This is a genomic window from Ruminococcus sp. J1101004sp1_RTP21198st1_B9_RTP21198_201120 (assembly GCF_040924245.1).
GTDB lineage: Bacteria > Bacillota > Clostridia > Lachnospirales > Lachnospiraceae > Blautia_A > Blautia_A faecis.
The window spans coordinates 1-16646 of the sequence record NZ_JBCOMI010000051.1; the positions used below are offsets into that span (position 1 = coordinate 1).

The following is a 16646-nucleotide window of genomic DNA, read 5'->3' on the forward strand; positions in this document are numbered from 1 at the left end:
TTTAGACATAAAATATGCTCCCTCCTAAGTGACAAGTTTTTATTATTTCACTTGTCTACCTAGAAGGGAGCATATCAGTGTGACAGCCCCTTTCTCAAACAGGCTCTAGTCCTGTAAGCTTTCACGGACACGCTTCAAGTCACGTTCCAGCTTTTTCTGAAGCTTCTCATATTCCTGATTCTTTAGTAAATTTAACAACTCTTCCAGTTTGATTTCTTCTTTTCGTAAGTCGTCTTTAAATTGGATGTCAGTTGGCACGTAGAAATCCTCCATCATATGAAACACCGTCCTTACTATAATTATTATGATATAACTATTGTAACGGTATTTGAACGGTGTGTAAAGCCTATAGTTACTTTCTGTGCGCAGATTATAGTATTAAAATGGAATATAGCTTTCGAAAGAAAGCAAATAGAATTTCTTAAATATAAAGATTTATCTTATTTCCGCTACCACTTTTCAAACAAAAAAACACCGAAACCCTTGATTCCTCAAGAATTTCGGCGCCCCTGCCAAGTAGTCGAAGTGACGGGATTCGAACCCACGACCTCTGCGTCCCGAACGCAGCGCTCTACCAAACTGAGCCACACTTCGTCAACTGCAAGTGATATTATACATAGAATGTACTGGCTTGTCAACAGAAAAATTGAAAAAATTCAAAAAATTTCAAAAAGAATTGAAATTAACCAGGTATTATTTGGGGAGAGGCAATTAAATTAATTCATTTGAACAGATATTCCAAGTGAAGCAGAATGCGTTTTTATGAATGAAAATTCTGTTTTTTCATATACATTAATGAATGAGATGCATAAAAAGGGGAGGGCGTCAGTTGGTGGGATATCGGCGTTTTATCGCATATGTATATGAATACCGAAAAGGGAAAAAGGAAAATAATTGTGGCTTTATGAAGGTGGAAGTGAGAAATCACATGTGTACAATTGAACCACATCTTCAGGTAGAGAACCTGGCAGCAGGAGAAGTGTGCAAAGTATATGGATTTGTGCGAAAAGAGGGACTGATGAATGGAATTTTGCTGGGCAGCTGCAAAACGGGGGCAAATAGAATCGAATGTCTGGTGGAAACAGACGGAATGGATATGGGGGGCTCGGGAATTCCTCTGGAAAAAATGGGAGGTATGATTTTGCTTACAGAATCGGGAGGCTTTTTTGGAACAGAGTGGGATGACCAGATAATCCGCCCGGAGAATTTTAAGGAAAGTATAATAAAGAAAGAAGAAACTGGTACCGTATGTGAAATAATAAAAGAGAAAGCAGAAGAAAAGCTGGAGAATGAAAGCAAGCCGGAAACAGATTCCACACCTGATTTAGATGACAGGCATGAAGTGGAGGATGTGGTGGAACAAATGCAGGATGATCTGCTGGAAGCAGAAGAAATGATAAGTGATGAACCACAAGCAAAAGATGAGCCAACCGTGGGGGAAATATGGGAAGCAGAGCAAAAAATTACCTGTAGAGTAAATACAAAACCAGAGGAAAAGGAGAAAAACATATCACTCCCATTTGGTCAGCCCTTCTGTCCGTTCCAAGACAGCGATCTGAACCAGTGCTGGAAAATTACCCCCCAGGATCTGGTTTATTTTCCAAGAAGACAATGCGCCCTTCGCAACAACCGTTTTCTGCAATACGGATACTACAATTTCGGACATCTCCTTCTGTGCCGCAGATCAAATGGCCGGTACATACTTGGTGTACCCGGAAGCTACGACCAGCAGGAACAGTTTATGGCAGGCATGTTCGGCTTTTCCTGCTTCAAAGAAAGCAACTGTATTAAGGTGAAAAAAGGCAGGGGAGGGTACTGGTACCGTGCGATTGATCCACCTGCCGGTTGTTAAAATTGACATCCCTGTGCGAACTGCCTATAATAAAGCTATTGCCGCTGCGACGCCTGAAATGAAAATGACAGCGCAGCGGCAAAAATGCCGGGATTCACCATAAAGTAGTAGAAAGTTAAGGGAAAAAATGCTTACAGATCAGGAACGTTATATGAAAGAGGCAATTCGCCAGGCAAAGAAAGCCCGGGCATTGGAAGAGGTGCCAATTGGCTGTGTGATCGTTTGCAACGGGCAGATCATTGCAAGAGGCTATAATCGGAGAAACACGGACAAGAATACCCTTTCTCACGCAGAATTGAACGCGATTAAAAAGGCAAGCAAAAAATTAGGAGACTGGAGACTGGAAGGCTGCACGATGTATGTAACCTTAGAGCCTTGCCAGATGTGCGCCGGAGCGCTTATGCAGTCCAGAATTGACCGTGTGGTTATCGGCAGCATGAATCCAAAAGCAGGATGTGCCGGTTCTGTGCTGAATCTTTTGGAAATGGATGGCTTTAACCACAAGGTAGAAGTAATCCGCGGTGTCCTTCAGGAAGAGTGTTCCATCATGCTTTCCGATTTTTTTCGCGAGCTTCGGGAAAAGAAGAAAATGCTGAAAAAATCTTTGGCAGAGCAGGTTGGAAAATCAGAAAATTAGTGGTATGATAAAAAACAAAGCAAAAAATACATCAAGTCGTCTGAAATGCCACAGGATGAAAGAATTATGATTTGATGGAACGTTGTGGAACATTATGTAAACAACCACATAGAAAATGACAGGAGGAAAATACAATGGAACTTGAAGCATTGAGAAAAGACATGGTAGCTGCCATGAAAGCAAAGGATAAAGTAACAAAGGATGCAGTCTCTTCCCTGATTTCCGCAGTGAAGAAGGTGGCAATCGACGAAGGCTGCCGTGACGATATCAGTGGCGAACTGGTTGACCGTGTTATCCTGAAAGAGCTGAAATCTGTGAAAGAGCAGATCGACACCTGTCCGGAATCCAGACAGGATCTGAAAGATGAATATCAGGCAAGATATGATGTGATTGCGAAATACGCTCCAAAGCTGATGGACGCTTCGGAGATCAAGGCTTACCTTACAGAGAAACATGCAGACCTGATCGCTTCTGGAAACAAAGGACAGATCATGAAGACTATTATGCCAGAGCTGAAGGGCAAGGCTGACGGCAAGGTGATCAATCAGGTCGTAGCGGAGCTGTGCAAATGATTTTTCACAGCTTGCATTCAAAATAGAATAGCAAACTAAAAATAGGACACATATTGTAAAAATGGCGTGAACAATACATTCACAGCCCTGATACAATATGTGTCTTTTTGTTTGCCTGGGGCGTACCGCGCCAGAGCCTGTTTGAAAAAGCATTCCCGTAATTTGCCCGCCCCATTTTGCAGAAATCTTTTTTAACACAAAAAAAGAACGTCCTCACAGACGTTCCACAATCCTCTTCTTTCGCGCGCCGCACCTCGGAATGGTCTCACAGACGTTACCTCTACAGTTAACTCAGCCCAGGCACCCTCACGGCACACAGGAGATTCTACTTAGTGCTGCTACATTCCTGTCCTGACACGGTTCATAGAGTCCTGTTGCGTAAGACCCAAACGTCAACGCCACTTATAAAGGGCAGCTCCACAAGATACAAGCCTCAGATTGGCATCACCCCTGCTGTAGCGGATTGCAGGTACAGGGCACCGCTATCTCCCCGGCTGCGCGGAATTTAATTATAAAGGAAGGCTGTGGATTTGTCAAGCCACTGCTGCAAAACAGCAAAAAAATTTAATGTATTGTCAAGCCGGCGTTACTGTTCACTGGTAACATTCCGCGAGGTGTTTTTTGTGAACAAAGTTCACAGAAAACCCGAGAATTGCGGCGCGAAATCATGCGAATGCATGATTTCTGTGCATCGCGAAGCGCGTTACTGGTCACGGAGTGAACAGTAACAAGCCGGCTCCAGAAATATCTGGTTGCAAATTACTTGTTGTGTCAGAACGGGAAATATTATATAATATAAACAGACTTGCCCCGCGATTTTTACGCTGCCCAGACGTAACAGAACAGCGGTCACTGCTCACTTTGTGATCAGTAACGAACAGAGCTCGCGGATCAAATTTCAAAATGTAGTTTTTACTGGAGCGCGTAGCTTGCTGGAATGATTTTTGAAACACGCTCTAGAGACACAGAAATGGAGGGTACTATGATTAAAAGAATCGGCTTATTAACAAGCGGCGGTGACTGCCAGGCACTGAATGCCACCATGCGGGGAGTTGTAAAAGGGCTTACAAACAGCATTGATGACCTGGAAGTTTACGGATTTGATGATGGATATAAGGGACTGATCTACGGCAAATACCGTATGCTTACATCCAAGGATTTTTCCGGAATCCTTACACAGGGCGGAACTATTCTTGGAACATCCAGACAGCCGTTTAAGCTTATGCGCGTACCGGATGCCAATGGACTGGATAAGGTTGAGGCTATGAAGCAGACTTATTACAAGCTTTGTCTTGACTGTCTCGTAATCCTCGGGGGAAACGGAACCCAGAAAACAGCCAACCTCTTAAGAGAAGAAGGTCTGAATATCATCCATCTGCCTAAGACCATCGACAATGATATCTGGGGTACAGATATGACGTTCGGGTTCCAGAGTGCAGTAAATATTGCAACAAACGCTATCGACTGCATTCATACAACAGCAGCATCCCATGGCCGTGTGTTTATCGTAGAAGTTATGGGACACAAGGTAGGAAGCCTTACTCTGCACGCAGGAATTGCTGGCGGAGCAGATATTATCCTGATTCCGGAAATCCCATACGACATTGAGAAAGTAGTTGCAGCTATCCAGAAGAGATCTAAAGCTGGCAAGCGTTTCACCATTCTTGCAGTGGCAGAAGGTGCCATTTCCAAAGAGGACGCCCTTCTTTCCAAGAAAGATTACAAGAAAAAACTGGAAGACCGCGCGAAGAAGTATCCTTCCGTATCTTATGAAATTGCAGACAAGATTACTCAGAAGCTTGGTTCTGAAGTGCGCATTACAGTCCCGGGACATACACAGCGAGGTGGGGCACCATGTGCATATGATCGTGTGCTTTCCACAAGAATCGGAGCAGGAGCAGCAGAGGCTATTCTGGACGGAGAATATGGTATCATGATCGGTATTGTAAATGGCAAAATCAAGAGAGTACCTCTTGAAGAATGCGCCGGCAAGCTGAAAATGGTTTCTCCGAAAGACCAGACCGTTAAGGCTGCAAAGCAGATCGGAATCAGCTTCGGCGATTGATTCCCTGCTGTTAGAAAGGAGTTTCCATAAATGAGCTATACTGCTCTATACCGGAAGTTCAGACCGGATAATTTTGACGATGTCAAGGGACAGGATCACATTGTAACTACCCTGACCAATCAGATCAAGCATAACCGTATTGGTCATGCTTACCTGTTTTGCGGCACCCGAGGAACCGGTAAGACTACCGTTGCAAAAATACTGGCAAAAGCAGTAAACTGCCAGCATCCGGTAAATGGAAGTCCCTGTGGTGAATGTGAAATGTGTAAGGCGATACAGGCTGGCACCTCCATGAACGTGATCGAGATCGATGCAGCGTCCAATAACGGCGTTGACAATATCCGTGAGATCCGTGAGGAGGTGGCCTATCGTCCTACTGAAGGAAACTATAAGGTATACATTATCGACGAGGTTCACATGCTTTCGACAGGAGCGTTTAATGCTCTTCTGAAAACATTGGAGGAACCTCCGTCTTATGTTATCTTCATTCTTGCAACCACAGAGGCCCACAAGATACCGATCACTATTTTGTCCAGATGTCAGCGATACGATTTTCACCGCATCACCATTGATACAATTGCGGCAAGACTGGATGAACTTTTGAAAATCGAAGGCGTAGAGGCAGAAGAAAAAGCCGTCCGTTATGTGGCAAAAGCCGGAGACGGTTCCATGCGAGATGCACTAAGCCTTCTGGATCAGTGCATTGCCTTTTACCTGGGGCAGACACTGACTTATGATAAAGTCCTGGAGGTTCTGGGAGCGGTGGATACAGAAGTGTTCAGCAAGCTTTTGCGAAAAGTGCTCCAGGGAGATGTGACAGGTGCGATACGCACTCTTGAGGATCTGATCATAGGCGGAAGAGAGCTTGGACAGTTTGTAGGAGATTTTACCTGGTACATGCGTAATCTCCTTCTGGTAAAAACTTCCGAGAATCCGGAGGAAGCCATTGATGTATCATCTGAGAATCTGAAACTTCTAAGGGAAGAAAGTGAGATGGTGGATGTAGAAACGCTGATGCGCTACATCCGTATTTTTTCTGACCTGTCCAGTCAGATCCGCTATTCCACCCAGAAGCGTGTTCTGGTGGAGATTGCTCTGATCAAACTGTGCCGTCCGGCGATGGAGACCAATCTGGATTCTGTCCTGGATCGTCTTCGTGTTCTGGAACAGCGCATGGACGAGCGGCCTGTTCAGCAGGTATTTGTCCAGCCGGGAGCCACTGGCAGCGTCGGAAGTACAGGAATCGGATCTGATGGCAGTGCAGAAGGCATAGCAGCTGCGCCTGAGAAAGCTGCACCCGAGGATCTGCAGAAAATTGTAGCCAGCTGGAAGGTAATCGTAGGTCAGACCAGCGGCATTTTCAAACAGATGCTCCAGAAGTCTATTCCCAAATACAATGGCCAGACCGGTGAACCGGTTCTCTACATCGAATTTCAGGATTTCCTTGGAAAAACTTATGTAGATAATCCGGAAGCAGAGGAAGAACTGAAGAATATCATCCTGGCCCAGACTGGCAAGAGTGTAGAACTTAAGATGGTGGTGGCAAAAGAACACAACCATACCAATCTTGCCAAGGTTACTGTAGATCAGGCACTCCGGGAGAATATCCATATGGATGTTGTTGTGGAGGAAGATCCTGACGATGCAGAAGAATAAGAGTGTTGCTGTTTGATTTTTGTGCAGTAACATAAGAGTTGCCGTGAAAGCGACGAACAAGAAGCGAATTAATAATATTTGCAGAAAATGTGAATATTGTTATGAAAAATGATTTTTGCTGCCGCAAATGTTATAGAGCCTGTTTGAAAAATCAGAAATGCGGAATCCAGCATGAGATCAGAACAGTTAAAGGAGGACTTTGTAATGGCAAAGCGTGGAGGATTTCCAGGCATGGGTATGCCGGGAAACATGAATAACCTTATGAAGCAGGCGCAGAAAATGCAGCGCCAGATGGAAGAGAACCAGAAAGCTCTCGAGGAGAAAGAGTTTACTGCAGCAGCCGGTGGCGGAGCTGTAGAAGTAACTATCTCAGGTAAGAGAGAAGTGACCAAGGTGAAGCTTGCAGAGGAAGTTGTAGATCCGGATGACATCGAGATGCTTGAAGATCTTATTGTTGCAGCAACCAACGAAGCACTTCGCAAGGTTGAGCAGGAGAACCAGGCTGTAATGTCCAAACTTACAGGAGGTCTGGGCGGACTTGGCGGGGGTCTTCCATTCTGATGGAATACTACAGCAGTCATATCAATAAACTGATCGAGCAGTTTTCCCATCTTCCGGGAATCGGGGCAAAATCTGCCCAGCGCCTGGCTTTTCATATTATGAATATGCCAAAGGAACAGGTGCAGCAGCTTACCAATGCAATCACCGATGCCCGGATGAACGTACAGTACTGTAAGTGCTGCTACACCCTTACGGATAAAGAAATGTGCCCAATCTGCAGCAATCCCAAAAGAGATCACAGTACGATTATGGTAGTGGAGAACACCAGGGATCTTGCTGCTTATGAAAAAACCGGTAAATTTGACGGAGTTTATCATGTACTTCACGGCGCAATATCCCCTATGCTGGGAATTGGTCCGGATGATATCAAGCTAAAAGAGCTGATTATGCGACTTCAGGGAGATGTAAAAGAAGTGATCATTGCCACCAACTCCAGTCTGGAGGGGGAGACTACAGCAATGTATATCAGTAAGCTGATCAAGCCTACTGGGATCAAGGTCAGCCGTATTGCCAGTGGTGTGCCGGTAGGCGGTGACCTGGAATACATTGATGAGGTTACCCTGCTTCGGGCACTGGAGGGAAGGGTAGAACTGTAAGATGGCAGGAGGTGATTTTTGTGGCACGCAAAAAAGTGACTTCATCAGATGTGGCAGAGAAAGCGGGAGTTTCCCAGGCAACGGTTTCCATGGTTCTGAACCATAAGTATAATGTTTCTTTTTCTCGAGAAACAGTGGAAAAAGTGGAAAGCGCGGCCAGAGAACTGGGCTATCAGCTTCCGGGCCACAAAAATAAAAAAGAGAACAAAAAGGAAAAAATGATTGTTGTCTTTTGCCCAACTATTACCAGCCCTTACTATGTGATGCTCCTTCAGGGAATCGAGGCGGTAGCCAACGAGCGTGGCTACGGAGTTTTCATCTGCAATACCCAGCGTGATGCCAGGCTGGAAGAGAAGTATCTGCGCATGATACGCGCCATGGCACCCCAGGGGATCATTTATGCCTGCAATCCCCACCCGGACTATATCAGCCAGGTAGAAGAGATGGCAAGAAGCATTCCGCTGGTCATCATTAGCAACAAAGAAAAAATCAGTACAGTAGATGCTATTAATCAGGACAACACAGAAGTGGGACGACTTATGGCGAGGCATCTGCTGGATCTGGGACATCGGGATGTGGCCTTTATTACGCCGCCGCTTACCAGAAGACAGTGGCAGCGTTCTAAACGAGTGGATGGTTTTGTCCGTGAGTTTGAGAAGGCTGGGCTTTCCGGACATGTGATCATCCGGGCTGCTGACGAATCCGTTGACCGTCGCAATCCTAAGACGGATTCCGAGTATTCTATGGGCTATGCCCTGACCAGGTCTCTTCTGGAGGATGGCAGCAGATTTACTGCCATTGCCGGACAGAATGACATGATGGCCATTGGTGCTGTGGATGCTCTTCAGGATGCCCGTCTGAGAGTGCCGAAAGATGTATCTGTGATCGGCTGCGACAATATTTTTTATTCCGGAATTCGCAGAGTGTCACTGACTACCATTGATCACTTCGTTGATCTGAAGGGTAGGGATGCCTGTGACATTATCATCCGGAAAATCGATACAGGCATCCGTTTCGGGGAAGGCATCCGTCCCACAAGTGTATATAATATTGAGTATAATCCCAAGATTATTGTGCGAAAAACCACCGGTTATGCACGTATGGATAAACCGGATCCCATAAACGAAAAATCCGAAGAAAATAAGTTTAAATAAATAATTTACTGGAAATTATTAGTAATAATTTAAAAAAAACATCTGGTAAAATTGCTGGAAAAACTGATTGATACAGTAGAAAATTGATTGATACCATACTAACAAACTATAGAATGATTAATAATAGATGAAATTATTAATTGAAATTTTATTAATAATTTGCTCTCTGCCTTGACCTGTAAATGAAGTCTGCTATAATGAAAGCATATGAACAGTGCAAGACAAAGGAAGCGCTGCAACGCTCTAGTCTAATTCATTTAGGAGGAAGAAATCATGAAATTTTTTATTGACACAGCAAAAGTAGAGGATATTAAGGCAGCTAACGATATGGGAATTATCTGTGGCGTAACTACAAATCCATCCCTGATCGCGAAAGAGGGAAGAGATTTCAACGAAGTAATCAAAGAAATCACAGAGATCGTCGATGGACCGATCAGCGGCGAGGTTAAAGCTACTACAACAGATGCAGAGGGAATGATCCGTGAGGGACGCGAGATTGCCAAAATCCATCCGAACATGGTTGTAAAAATTCCTATGACATGCGAAGGTCTGAAAGCAGTTAAAGTTCTTTCAAAAGAAGGTATCAAGACAAATGTAACTTTGATCTTCAGCGCTAACCAGGCACTTCTTGCAGCAAGAGCTGGTGCTACATATGTATCTCCATTCCTTGGAAGACTGGATGACATCTCTACAGACGGTGTTGAGCTGATTCGCCAGATCGCTGATATGTTTGCAGTTGCAGGCATCGATACCGAGATCATCGCAGCAAGTGTTCGTCATCCAATGCATGTAACACAGTGTGCACTTGCAGGTGCTGATATCGCTACTGTACCATTTAAAGTACTTGAGCAGATGACCCATCATCCGCTGACAGACGCTGGTATTGTTAAATTCCAGAATGATTACAAGGCTGTATTTGGAGAATAATTAACAGAGAAATTATTTTACGTAAGAATTCAATCCGGTTGTGATTCGCACATCATGATATCATGGAAAATAATAAGGAGAATTGAAAATGGAGAATTTAGAGCTTCAGAAAGTTGCCAACGAAGTCCGCAAAGACATCGTAACAGCACTGCATGCTGCTAAAGCTGGTCATCCAGGCGGATCTTTATCAGCAGCAGATTTATTTACTTATCTTTATTTTGAGGAAATGAATATTGATCCTAAGGATCCGAAGAAAGCAGATCGCGACCGTTTTGTCCTTTCCAAAGGTCATACTGCACCAGGTCTGTATTCTGTACTGGCTGAGAGAGGATATTTCCCGAAAGAGGATCTGGTGACACTTCGTCATCTCGGATCTTACCTTCAGGGACATCCGGATATGAAGCATATTCCAGGCGTCGACATGTCCAGCGGTTCCCTTGGACAGGGAATCTCTGCAGCAGTTGGAATGGCACTTTCAGCAAAATTATCAAATGACAGCTATCGTGTATACACACTTCTTGGAGACGGTGAGATCCAGGAGGGTCAGGTATGGGAAGCTGCAATGTTTGCAGGAGCAAGGAAACTGGACAATCTTGTAGTGGTCGTTGATAACAATGGTCTTCAGATTGATGGTAAAGTTGAGGACGTATGCTCCCCATACCCGATCGATAAGAAATTCGAAGCATTCAATTTCCATGTAATAAATGTAGCTGATGGAAATGACATGGCGCAGCTGCGCGCTGCTTTTGACGAGGCAAAGACTGTGAAAGGAATGCCGACTGCGATCGTTATGAAAACAGTAAAAGGCAAAGGGGTATCTTTCATGGAAAACCAGGTTGGCTGGCATGGAAAAGCTCCGAACGATGAAGAGTACGCACAGGCTATGGCAGATTTGGAAAAGGTAGGTGAAGCATTATGTCAGAAGTAAAGAAGATTGCCACCAGAGCAAGTTATGGTAACGCTCTTGTAGAACTTGGAAAAAAACATGATGATCTGGTTGTTCTGGACGCTGACCTTGCTGCAGCTACACAGACCGGAATCTTTAAGAAAGCATTCCCAGAGCGTCACATCGACTGCGGTATCGCAGAGTGCAACATGATGGGAATTGCTGCCGGAATCGCAACAACTGGAAAAGTGCCTTTTGCAAGTACTTTCGCTATGTTTGCAGCAGGACGTGCCTTTGAGCAGGTTCGCAACTCTGTTGGATATCCGAAGCTGAATGTTAAGATTGGTGCTACCCACGGCGGAATTTCCGTTGGTGAGGATGGTGCTACACACCAGTGCTGCGAGGATTTTGCACTTATGCGTACAATTCCGGGAATGATTGTTGCATGCCCGTCTGATGATATTGAAGCAAAAGCAATGGTAGAGGCAGCTTATGAGCATGTGGGCCCTGTTTACATGAGATTTGGCCGTCTTGCTGTTCCGGTTATCAATGATAACCCGGATTATAAATTTGAGCTTGGCAAAGGTATTGTTCTCCGTGAGGGAAAAGACCTTACCATTATTGCAAACGGACTTTGCGTAGCTCCGTCTCTGGAAGCAGCTGCGAAACTGGCTGAAGAAGGAATCGAAGCAAAGGTTATTAACATCCACACCATCAAACCTCTCGATGAGGAACTTGTTGTAGCAGCTGCCAAAGAAACAGGCAAAGTTGTTACTGTTGAAGAGCATTCCATCATCGGCGGCCTTGGTGGTGCTGTATGCGAGTGCCTTGCTGAGAAAGCGCCTGTACCGGTTAAACGTATTGGTATCAATGATGTTTACGGAGAGTCTGGCCCGGCCGTTGCTCTTCTTGAGAAATACGGCCTTGATGCAGCCGGTATCTACAAACAGATCAAAGCATTTATCTAATTGACTGTGCCTTTCCTGTATGGTGTTGGCACCGGCAGGCGCTATGTCTGTTTTTGCAGAAGACCTTTTGGAAATTCAAAAAAGTGATATGCTAAATAAGTATACGGCAAATGGAAGTGAAAGCTTCTGTTTGCCGTATTGTTATATAAAATTTCCAAGAATCCCTTGTGCAATGGTGTCAGCCAGCGTGATCACAGTGGACAGTCTTGTTGTCTGTAAAGTCAGATATTCCAGAATTCCTGCAATATTTACAATTCCAGTAATATAAATATCCCCCACAGGCGGCAGATCTTTCTGAACAGCCGCACCTGGGTAAAGAGAGCCGTTTCCGATTGTCACATAGCCCAAATGTCTTTCATCGCCTAGAGACGCGTCTATAGCAATTACAAGGGCAAACGGATGGTTCTTTGAAATAAAGTCCGTTATATCGGACAGATTGACGGCATGAACAGGCTGACTTAATGTACCGTAGACAAAAATTCCTGGAAGCTGATGCTGACTTAAACGATAGCCCACATAAGGTCCCAGACAGTCTCCGGTTACCCGGTCACTTCCAATGCACAAAAACACAATTTCAGTCCAGTCCCGTTTATGACGCTTAATACATTTTCCCAGAAGCCGTGCAATTTCTCTGGAAGAATCTGGTTTTTGGGTATTTACATAAAAAGGCATAAAAGTTCTCCTGCTTTAAAAATTTCATAAATAAGCAAACTTGCCCGATTGCTTATGGACGATAATTTGCAGCTGCAGCTGTCTGATATAATCCATCTTATCCTATATCTGGAAAAAATATGCACCTGGCTGAGTACAAAAAAACATATCGAAATCTATATGCTGCACTTTACGTGACATTCTGCCGGAATTCAATTGCAGCAGTTCGCTGTACCCTTCATCCCGACAAATATTTCCTTTGCAAAAACTGTCGCAAAATTCTGTGAAACAGGTCTTATATTCCGCTAAAATCTGCATTTCTCATGTGATATTCTCATACCCGAAGGGGTGATGTGACTATGATAGAAGTTATCTACAAAGAAGAGAAACAGGAGGCGAAAAATGGGGAAAATCTTTTTAATCTGCCGAGAAACATACGTCAGGTAGGACTGACAACCGGAAATATGCGTATTTATATTGAAGATTACGTATACACATTTCTGACAAGGCTTGCCAGGAATGCGGTCGGTTCCGGAAAAGAACAAGGCTGTGTAGCTGTTTTTACAGGCGAAACAAAATGGAACAATGGTATAACCTATCTTTTCATCCGGGGAGCTTTGATGGTGGAAGATATGGAAGCTGCATCAGATCATATTGATTTCTCTGAAAAAATATGGGCAAAAATACAGGAAGACCAGGCAAAATATTTTCCGGGACAGGAAATAACAGGCTGGTTTTTTTCGCGCCCTCAGATGTATATGGAAACAGACGAATTGCTGACCCGAATCCATCTTCGGTATTTTGGCGGTGAAAAAGTGCTTATGCTTATGGAACCTGCAGAAAAAGAAGAAGCTTTCTTCTTCTTTGAAAATGGCCTTATGGTCCGGCAGCGGGGATATTACATTTATTATGAGAAAAATCCGCTGATGCAGGAGTACATGATTGAAAAAAATAAAGATTTTGCGCCGGAATTTACAGAAAATGTGTCTGACGAGGCGGTTGTATCTTTTCGGAAAATCATCCGGAACAAGAAAACAAAGAAAGCAGAAAAGACAGAGGAAAAGCCCCAGGAGGAAATGGAGCGTACCTCTGTTTTTTCATATGCAGCAACGGCCTGTCTGGTACTTGCTGTATTAGCTGTAGGCGCGGGCTTTTACAGAAATTACGGTGGCTTGCCGGTGCAGCCTGAAGATGATTATGCAGTGACTGTTATGTCAGGAAAAACAGAGGAAGATGCATCAGAAGAAAAGCAGGCAGAAAATGACACGAATCAGATACAGGATGTTTCCAAACAGGAGAAAAGTCCGGAAGAGCAGTTGGAAAGAAATGCTTCGGTGACTCCCAAAATAACGCAGGAAGCCGCCGATACAGAAATAAGTGATGAAACCGGGAATAGCTGGCAGGACAGCGAATCTGATTTTGCAAATGAGGCGGAAGCAGCAGAACAGACAGAAACTGAGGAGCCGGCAGAAACGGTGGATCAGACGGAAACTTTTTCCCAGGAAGCTGATGAACGGAAAATAAAGAAACAGAGCACCAACGCAGAAGAACAGACGGATTCCAGTGCACAGACCTCATCTGACGGCATATACGAAACTTATGTGATCAAACCAGGCGATACTTTATACCAGATCAGTATTTCCCATTATGGAAATATGGATGCCATCCCGGAAATCTGCCGCCTGAATAATCTGGAAGAAAACCAGGTGATTTATCCGGGGCAAATGATTGTATTACCTTGACCGGATGTGGTATAATCGAAAAAATAGAAAATACAAGGCAAGGTTAAATTATGGCAAACACATTCAAAAATATCAAAAAGAAACTGCGGCGGAAACGACTTCTGGCCGAGAAACGCCATCTGGAAAAAGCCCAGGCCGGAGCCGGTGGGAATGAAGCTGCGAGAAGAAAAATCAAAGCTGCTTTGCGAAGAAAGAAAGCTGTGCTGAAACCGGTTGCCGTGATACTGATTGCTGTATTTGTGGTCTTGGCAGGCTTTCTTTTTCTGGAAAAAAGAACTTACCGAAACTATAAAGTACAGGTGACCAGTGAGCAGGAGGATACTGTTTCCACCCAGTACACCTATCTGTCAGGTAAGATTCTGCGTTATAGTTCCGACGAGGTATCTCTGGTAAACAACAAGCTGGAAACTGTATGGTCCCAGACATATGACATGCAGAATCCTGTGGCAGATGTTTGCGGTGACTGTGCCGTGATTGCTGATAAAGATGGTACATCCATGGTTTTTCTTGACAAAAATGGAATTACCGGGACTGTATCTACTTCTTACAGTATTGTGAAGGCAAAAGTTTCCAAAACCGGAATGGCAGCGGCAATTCTGGATGGCGGCGACCACACCTGGATCAATTTTTACAATTTAGATGGAAGTCTTGTGGCAGAAAATCAGACTAATATTCAGGATCCTGGATATCCTATGGATGTGGCACTGGCAGATAATGGCGTTGTGATGATGGTGGCATATCAGTTTGTGGACAGCAGCGAGACCACCAGTTACATAGCTTTTTATAATTTCGGAGAAGTAGGACAGAATGAAGACGACCGTATTGTAAGCGGATACACATATGATGGAGTTGTGGTTCCGCAGATTCAGTATCTTGGCAGCAATGCAGTTGCACTTCGGGATGATGGATTTACCATATATTCCGGGCGCCAGATTCCTAAAGAACTGAAAACAGTCCAGGTTGAGCAGGAGATTATCAGTACTTTTTATGATGAAGACAACATTGGCCTGGTATTTAAAAATGACAGCAAAGACAAACAGTATACCATGCAGGTATATTCTTCTGCTGGCAAGCTGAAATTTAGCAAGGATTTTAATATTCCATATACCACTATCAGAATGAGTGATGATTATATTGTTATGTACAACAGTTCCCAGCTTTGCGTGTTGAATAGCAACGGTTCCGAGAAATATTTTGGAAGTGTGGATGGAACAGTGAAAGATTTTTTCAAATTGGGGTGGAATAAGTATTTGCTTGTTATGGATACTGGTGTAAATGTGATAAAACTCAGTTAAGGAGAATGAAATGGACATAAGCTGGACTTGGCTTGGCATTGTGGTGCTTGCACTGATTATTTTTGCATGCGCTTCCGGATTTCGCAGAGGCTTTGTAAAAGAAATCGTATCTGCTTTTTTTATGATCATATCCTTTCTCCTTGTATGGGGGATTAATCCATATGTAAATACATTTGTGAGAGAGTATACACCTGTTTATAATATTGTTCAGAGTAACTGCCAGGAACTGGTCATGGAACAGACAGGCAGCCAGAAAGCTTTGGATAAAGAAGAACAGACGCAGATAATGGAAAAAATGGAACTTCCGGACATATTGAAAACTTCTCTTATGGAAAATAATACTGCAGAGACATACCGCTATCTTGCAGTCAGTACGTTTGCGGAATATATAGCAGATTCGCTGGCTGTCATGATCGTAAATGGAATATCATTTCTTTTATCCTTTATAATTTCTGCAATCGTGATCAGACTGTTGAGTTATATACTGAATGTTCTGACAAATCTTCCTGTGATAAAGGGCGTGAATAAAATTGCCGGAGGTGTAGTGGGTGGTGCGAAGTGCATAATCTTTATCTGGATCGGGTTTCTGATCCTGACGCTGCTCTGTGATACCACGATTGGAAAACAGGGAATGGCTCTTGTTGAGCAGGATACAGTACTGAATTTCCTGTATAATCAGAATATATTTGTGAAAGTGTTTATGAGTGTTTTCTACGGAAATTGAGCACAAATGTCAAATAATGTAAAAAAATCAAAAAAATTGAAAAAAGGGGTTGACGAATGGCAACTCTGATGATATACTGAATCTCGCTTCTGAGGAAGCGGGATTTCATTTTGAAAAACTTCAAAAGTTTTTTAAAAGAAATTAAAAAAGTTGTTGACAAACGAAAATGCTTGTGGTAATATAAACAAGCTGTCGGACAGACAACGACAGATAAACAACCTTGATAACTAAACAGTGAAACACATACGATTCTCGAAAATTCTTAACGAATCATCATTCGAATGAATGAACTTTTTATAACAGTAATGACGAGAGATAACTAAGCTAGTTGGTTGTCTTGAGTACATCAAACACTTTATC

General features: G+C 43.7%; 16 protein-coding genes, 1 tRNA gene, 1 other RNA gene and 1 pseudogene. 14 read left to right on the top strand and 5 right to left on the bottom strand.

The window, feature by feature from the left end:
* Positions 1–105: 105 nt before the first annotated feature.
* Both AB5618_RS20365 and AB5618_RS20370 read right to left on the bottom strand, forming a co-directional pair.
* A complete protein-coding gene (locus AB5618_RS20365) occupies positions 106–258 on the bottom strand; it encodes a hypothetical protein (protein ID WP_195589718.1) in 153 nt (50 codons plus the stop codon).
* Between the two features lie 262 nt (positions 259–520).
* Positions 521–594, bottom strand: a tRNA-Pro gene (locus AB5618_RS20370).
* A 238-nt stretch (positions 595–832) separates the two neighbouring features.
* Here AB5618_RS20370 and AB5618_RS20375 point away from each other — a divergent pair.
* The 3 genes from AB5618_RS20375 to AB5618_RS20385 all read left to right on the top strand — a co-directional run bounded on the left by AB5618_RS20375 (position 833) and on the right by AB5618_RS20385 (position 3061).
* Positions 833–1852, top strand: coding sequence for a DUF6128 domain-containing protein (locus tag AB5618_RS20375; RefSeq protein ID WP_226814869.1), 1020 nt, complete (start codon positions 833–835; stop codon positions 1850–1852).
* A 127-nt stretch (positions 1853–1979) separates the two neighbouring features.
* Complete coding sequence (gene tadA / locus AB5618_RS20380; RefSeq protein ID WP_118577972.1) at positions 1980–2489, top strand: tRNA adenosine(34) deaminase TadA; 510 nt, start codon at positions 1980–1982, stop codon at positions 2487–2489.
* A gap of 134 nt (positions 2490–2623) precedes the next feature.
* Positions 2624–3061: a GatB/YqeY domain-containing protein gene (locus tag AB5618_RS20385; protein ID WP_118577971.1), complete on the top strand. Its 438-nt coding sequence runs from the start codon at positions 2624–2626 to the stop codon at positions 3059–3061.
* A 123-nt stretch (positions 3062–3184) separates the two neighbouring features.
* Here AB5618_RS20385 and AB5618_RS20390 read toward each other — a convergent pair.
* Positions 3185–3259 (bottom strand): annotated as a pseudogene (locus tag AB5618_RS20390) (DUF6783 domain-containing protein); the annotation flags it as partial.
* A gap of 42 nt (positions 3260–3301) precedes the next feature.
* Positions 3302–3563, bottom strand: an RNA gene (ffs, locus tag AB5618_RS20395) — signal recognition particle sRNA large type.
* A gap of 483 nt (positions 3564–4046) precedes the next feature.
* Between ffs and AB5618_RS20400 the strand changes: the two genes are divergently transcribed.
* From AB5618_RS20400 to AB5618_RS20435, 8 genes are all read left to right on the top strand, one after another.
* The gene (locus AB5618_RS20400; RefSeq protein WP_334284973.1) at positions 4047–5126 is read left to right on the top strand and encodes an ATP-dependent 6-phosphofructokinase; all 1080 of its coding nucleotides are present in this window, start codon (positions 4047–4049) and stop codon (positions 5124–5126) included.
* A 30-nt stretch (positions 5127–5156) separates the two neighbouring features.
* Positions 5157–6782: a DNA polymerase III subunit gamma/tau gene (dnaX, locus tag AB5618_RS20405; RefSeq protein ID WP_148463557.1), complete on the top strand. Its 1626-nt coding sequence runs from the start codon at positions 5157–5159 to the stop codon at positions 6780–6782.
* A 204-nt stretch (positions 6783–6986) separates the two neighbouring features.
* Positions 6987–7343: a YbaB/EbfC family nucleoid-associated protein gene (locus tag AB5618_RS20410; protein ID WP_021924790.1), complete on the top strand. Its 357-nt coding sequence runs from the start codon at positions 6987–6989 to the stop codon at positions 7341–7343.
* Positions 7343–7939: a recombination mediator RecR gene (gene recR, locus AB5618_RS20415; RefSeq protein WP_118577969.1), complete on the top strand. Its 597-nt coding sequence runs from the start codon at positions 7343–7345 to the stop codon at positions 7937–7939. Before AB5618_RS20410 ends, recR begins: the two co-directional genes overlap by 1 nt.
* Positions 7940–7959: 20 nt before the next feature.
* Entirely contained in the window at positions 7960–9093 is a 1134-nt protein-coding gene (locus tag AB5618_RS20420; protein ID WP_118577968.1) for a LacI family DNA-binding transcriptional regulator, read from the top strand.
* A gap of 273 nt (positions 9094–9366) precedes the next feature.
* Positions 9367–10020, top strand: coding sequence for a fructose-6-phosphate aldolase (gene fsa / locus AB5618_RS20425; RefSeq protein WP_021924793.1), 654 nt, complete (start codon positions 9367–9369; stop codon positions 10018–10020).
* Between the two features lie 88 nt (positions 10021–10108).
* Complete coding sequence (locus AB5618_RS20430; RefSeq protein ID WP_148463556.1) at positions 10109–10948, top strand: transketolase; 840 nt, start codon at positions 10109–10111, stop codon at positions 10946–10948.
* Positions 10936–11874 carry a transketolase family protein gene (locus tag AB5618_RS20435; RefSeq protein ID WP_118577966.1) on the top strand — a complete coding sequence of 313 codons (939 nt, stop codon included), beginning with the start codon at positions 10936–10938 and terminating at the stop codon, positions 11872–11874. The genes AB5618_RS20430 and AB5618_RS20435 overlap by 13 nt, the downstream gene beginning before the upstream one ends.
* 141 nt (positions 11875–12015) lie before the next feature.
* Here the strand turns inward: AB5618_RS20435 and yyaC are convergent, their stop codons facing one another.
* Positions 12016–12546: a spore protease YyaC gene (gene yyaC, locus AB5618_RS20440; protein WP_148463555.1), complete on the bottom strand. Its 531-nt coding sequence runs from the start codon at positions 12544–12546 to the stop codon at positions 12016–12018.
* Between the two features lie 338 nt (positions 12547–12884).
* Here yyaC and AB5618_RS20445 point away from each other — a divergent pair, with 338 nt between their 5' ends.
* The 3 genes from AB5618_RS20445 to AB5618_RS20455 are packed head-to-tail and all read left to right on the top strand — an operon-like array spanning position 12885 to position 16286.
* Entirely contained in the window at positions 12885–14267 is a 1383-nt protein-coding gene (locus tag AB5618_RS20445) for a LysM peptidoglycan-binding domain-containing protein (RefSeq protein ID WP_118577964.1), read from the top strand.
* Between the two features lie 50 nt (positions 14268–14317).
* Entirely contained in the window at positions 14318–15562 is a 1245-nt protein-coding gene (locus AB5618_RS20450) for a DUF5711 family protein (protein ID WP_148463554.1), read from the top strand.
* A gap of 10 nt (positions 15563–15572) precedes the next feature.
* Positions 15573–16286 carry a CvpA family protein gene (locus AB5618_RS20455; protein WP_368367028.1) on the top strand — a complete coding sequence of 238 codons (714 nt, stop codon included), beginning with the start codon at positions 15573–15575 and terminating at the stop codon, positions 16284–16286.
* Positions 16287–16646 lie beyond the last annotated feature (360 nt).